Here is a 4,000-nt window from a genome sequence, read left to right as displayed (position 1 = left end):
CAGCCCGGCCGGGCCCGCCGCGGCGGGCGCGCCCTTGGGCCTGCGCAGCAGCAGGATCCCGGCGGCGAGTGAGGCGACCAGCAGGGTGGCGGCCGAGACCGTCCAGGCGTTGACCAGCGGGATCCCGCCCGACGCCGCGTCGGACGGCCGCTTGGCCTCCTTGTCGGTGCCGCGCCACGCCCGGGCGTTGCGGAGATGGTCGATGGCCACGGCGTGGTCGGGCCGGAGTTTCAGCACCTGTTCGAGCACCGGGATCGACAGGCTGTAGAACCGGTCGTGGTACTGGGCGAGCGCCGTCTCGAACACGACGTCCACGGGGCCGCGCCTGGCCTGGACGCCCGCCTCCTTCAGTGCCTTCTGGATGTCCTGCGCCTTAGTGATCTTGATGTTGCCGGCCGTGCCGGACGCGATCCCGACCACCTCGCTCTTGGTGTCGTCGACGACCGCCGCACCGACGGCGCCGTTGCCGAGCAGCCCGCCGACCTTCTCCCGGTCCTCGCCCAGGACGCTCTGCGAACCCGGCGGATCGAAGTGCAGCGTGTCGGTGGAGACAGGGTTGGTCGCGGCGGGCCTGCCGCCCTTGAACGCCATCAGGTCACCGGCCTTGGTCGGCCCGAACTCCGCCGCCAGCGGCACGGTCGGCAGGGTCCCGTCGCTCTTGTCGAGCCGGACGATCGCCGGCTGCTCGGGCGCGGAACCGGCCCTGACGATCGTCGCGGGCAGGCCGCCTGAGCTGACCGGGTCGGTGTTGGGGAAGACCTTCACGGTCCTGGTGACGGTGCCGAAGCAGATCGACAGGCTGGTCTTGGGCGGGTAGCAGTTCTGGAGCCGGAAGTCGAGGTCGGCGCCGCTCGCGCTGTGCCGGGCGAAGTCAGCTGGCAGGCTCTGCTTGAAGTACTCCCCGAAGATCTTGTTCGCGGCGTAGACGAGCGGGTCGTCGTCGCTGGTCACGGTCTGCGTCGCGGTCACGATGATCCCGTCGGGCGACACGGTGAACCCGCTGCCGCCGCCGAGCGCCACGTCGTAGGAGCGGGTGATGTTCTTCGCCTGCGACCGGTCGTCGACCAGCGTGATCTCCACATGGGCGGCGGCCTCCACCCGGACCGCCCCGGGCGTCACCCGGTCGATCGACCCGTTGGGATGTTCGTGGGCGGACGCGGGGGCGAGCGGCCGGAGTGGGAGCAGGAGCAGGAGCAGCGCCACGGCGAGGTGCAGGGAACGCATCGGCGACCTTCCAGGGATCCGTCTCCCTGAGCATCCGTCCGGAAAGTCACGTACGGATGAGTACGCCCTACCTAATCCGCGAGGGTTACTGGAGTGTCACCCGGACGGCGGTGCCGCGGCCGACGGAGCTGCCGGGTTCGGGGTCCTGCGCGGTGACGCGTCCCGTGCCGGTGTTCTCCAGCCGCAGCCCGAGCCGCTGGGCGACGGACTGCGCCTGGGTGGCGGAGATCCCCAGCAGATAGGGGACGACGACCGTGGCCTCCGACCCCGAACCGCCGGTGCCCGCCGACAGGTAGAGGGTGATCGCGGTGCCCTCGGGCGCCGGGGTGCCGATCTTCGGCGACGTCCGCACGACCTGGCCCGCGGGGAGCGACGACGGCACCTGGATGACCGCGCCGACCGCCAGCTTCCGCTCCGCGAGCGCGCGGTCGCCTTGTTGGAGGTGAACCCGGTGATCTGCGGGACGAGACCGGCCGCGCCCGCGACGGGCTTCTCCGCGCTCGAACCGCCGCCGACCAGCAGGGTGAGCCCGAGGATCAGCGCGACCCCGACGGTCATGGCCGTGCCCAGCAGCAGCATCGCCCTGGTGGACATCTCGGGCGCCGGCTGCGGCGCCGGTTCGATCTCGACGGGCATCTCGGCCCCTCCCGGGTCGGCCGCCTCGGTGACGGTCTCTGTTGCGTTAAGACGCCGTAAGCTCCGCCGATGTTCACTCGATGCTCAGTACAGCGGGAGACGGTGCCAGGTGGCAAGGGCCGCCGTGACGAGCGTGACGGTCGTCAGGACCGAAAGCCCGATCAGGATCGACCACCGCCCGGCCTGGTAGGTGAGCGGAACGAGGCCCGGCTTGCGGCCCTTGGCGTCCCACGGGTCGCGCAGCGGCAGCGCGGGCGGCACCTCCCGCAGGTCGGGCGGGAGGTCGGGGACGAGCACAGGTCCCTTGCCGGTCAGGGTGAGTCCGCTGACCCAGCCGATCAGCCCGGCGACCTCGCCGATCGGGGTGTCGAATCCGGACGGGAACACCCGGACCTCGGCGGCGATCTGGTCGAGGGTCCGCAGGGTGTTGCCGAGGCCGAGCCCGTCCAGCCAGGCGCGCGGGTCGGCCCGCAGATCCCGGCCGATCGAGGTGCGGGCCAGCAGGTCGGCCTTGGTGACGACCACCGCGATCCGCTTCTGCCTGCCCTGGTCGGGCCGGGAGCGCAGCTCGTTCAGCACCCGCTGCAGCGTGTCGGAGGGGTCCTCGTCGGAGGTGGCGACGGGCACGGACCGCTCGACCTCGGTGAGGGTGCGGCGCACCTCGGGCAGGGCGAACGGGTCGAGCACGAACACCAGCGCCTCGGAGTGGTCGAGATAGCGCAGCGACTCGACCTGCGCGGCCCCGGTGAAGTGCTCACCCGCCGGGTCGTAGAGGTAGAGGATTCGGTGGCGCGCCCCGGGCAGCTCCAGATCGACCATGGTCGCCAGGGGCAGTTCGGGGCCGGTCTTGGCGAGCTGGCCGCCGCGCGCGAACTCCGCGACGGCGTTCGCGTAGGCGTGCTGGTGCCGCTGCTCGACGAACGCCACCCGCCCCTCGATCTCCCGGGCGCGCGCGTGGGTGGCCCGGATCGCGAGGAACATGAAGGTCGTCTTCCCGGCGGCGGGCCCGCCGATGAACGGGACGGGCTCGATCCGCACCCGGCCGATCCGGTCCGGCAGCCGCCCCCCGCAGTGCGGGCAGGACGCGGCGAGCCGGTACCGGCCCAGCGGGACGGTCGTCGGCAGCCGCGCCCCGCACTCGCACACATGCCGGAACGCGCCCGCCGTCGACGGGGTGAGCCTGCGGTGCTTGCGCCCGCAGCGCGGGCACGCGTAGACGGGCAGCCCGATCCGCCGGTAGCAGGTGGGGTGCGGGCAGGTCTGCAGGATCCGCGCGTACGCCATGAACCCCTGCTCGACGGCGCCGAGCAGCAGCACGCACAGCAGCCAGCCCGCCAGCCCGACCGTCGCGACGGCCCCGTACAGCAGGGTCAGCGCGACGCCCAGCAGCCCGACGGGCAGTGCCGCCAGGACGATCCCGCCGCACAGCGCCGCCCAGACCGGGAACAGGAAGAACCCCCACACCCCGGACAGCAGCTTGCCGGTGATCTGCCGGACGGCCTGGTCGGCGAGCCCGTAGATCCGGGGCGCGACCGAGGTCGCCAGGGCCTTCCAGTCCAGCCACACCTGGCGGACCAGGTAGTGCCGGAACACCCCGTCGACCGGCAGGACGGGCGACAGCCCGTCGGCGCGTGCCGGAACCAGGGCGCGGGCGGCGGTCAGCAGGTAGTAGCCGAACGCTCCGGCCGTCACGGCGGCCAGGGTGAGGGCGAACAGCGGCGGGAACACGAACACGAACCCGGCCCACATCACGAACGCCCAGGCCACGGCCGCGAGGACCCACAGGAACTGCGTCATGGGTTCACCCCCGGAGCTCTCGGAGCGCGGCGCGCAGGCTCTGATCGTCGCGGAAGTAGGCTTCGAGCTGCAAGAGCGTCAGCTTTTTCGCGGTCTGGGCGCGGACCCAGTCGTCGAGCGGGGTGCCGGGGGCGCGGAGCGCCACCCCGACCAGTTCGAACCGTTCGGCGCGGCCGCTCGCGGTCTCGATCCAGCGGTCGGCGAGCCGGTCGCGCAGTCCCCGGTCGAGCTGTTTGAGCAGGGCGGCGCGGAACGGCGGCGGACGCTCCTTCAGCCGGTCGGCGACGCTCCGCACGGTGTGGGTGGCGAGCGCGCCCTTGATGTCGCGGAGCGCGCGGGCGGC

Annotated in this window: 2 protein-coding genes and 2 pseudogenes; all 4 read right to left on the bottom strand. The window is 72.7% G+C overall.

Annotation, left to right across the window (positions count from 1 at the left end):
* On the bottom strand, window positions 1–1,224 hold a 1,224-nt coding region (locus ACYVE7_RS30615), incomplete at its 3' end, for a hypothetical protein (RefSeq protein WP_460369607.1).
* An 85-nt stretch (window positions 1,225–1,309) separates the two neighbouring features.
* Window positions 1,310–1,636: pseudogene (locus tag ACYVE7_RS30610) on the bottom strand (PASTA domain-containing protein); the annotation flags it as partial.
* Between the two features lie 308 nt (window positions 1,637–1,944).
* Window positions 1,945–3,657, bottom strand: coding sequence for a TRAFAC clade GTPase domain-containing protein (locus ACYVE7_RS30605; protein ID WP_460369606.1), 1,713 nt, complete (start codon window positions 3,655–3,657; stop codon window positions 1,945–1,947).
* Between the two features lie 4 nt (window positions 3,658–3,661).
* Window positions 3,662–4,000 (bottom strand): annotated as a pseudogene (locus ACYVE7_RS30600) (hypothetical protein); the annotation flags it as partial.

This window comes from Actinocorallia lasiicapitis, assembly GCF_054778695.1.
This window is presented reverse-complemented; position numbering and strand designations above follow the sequence as displayed.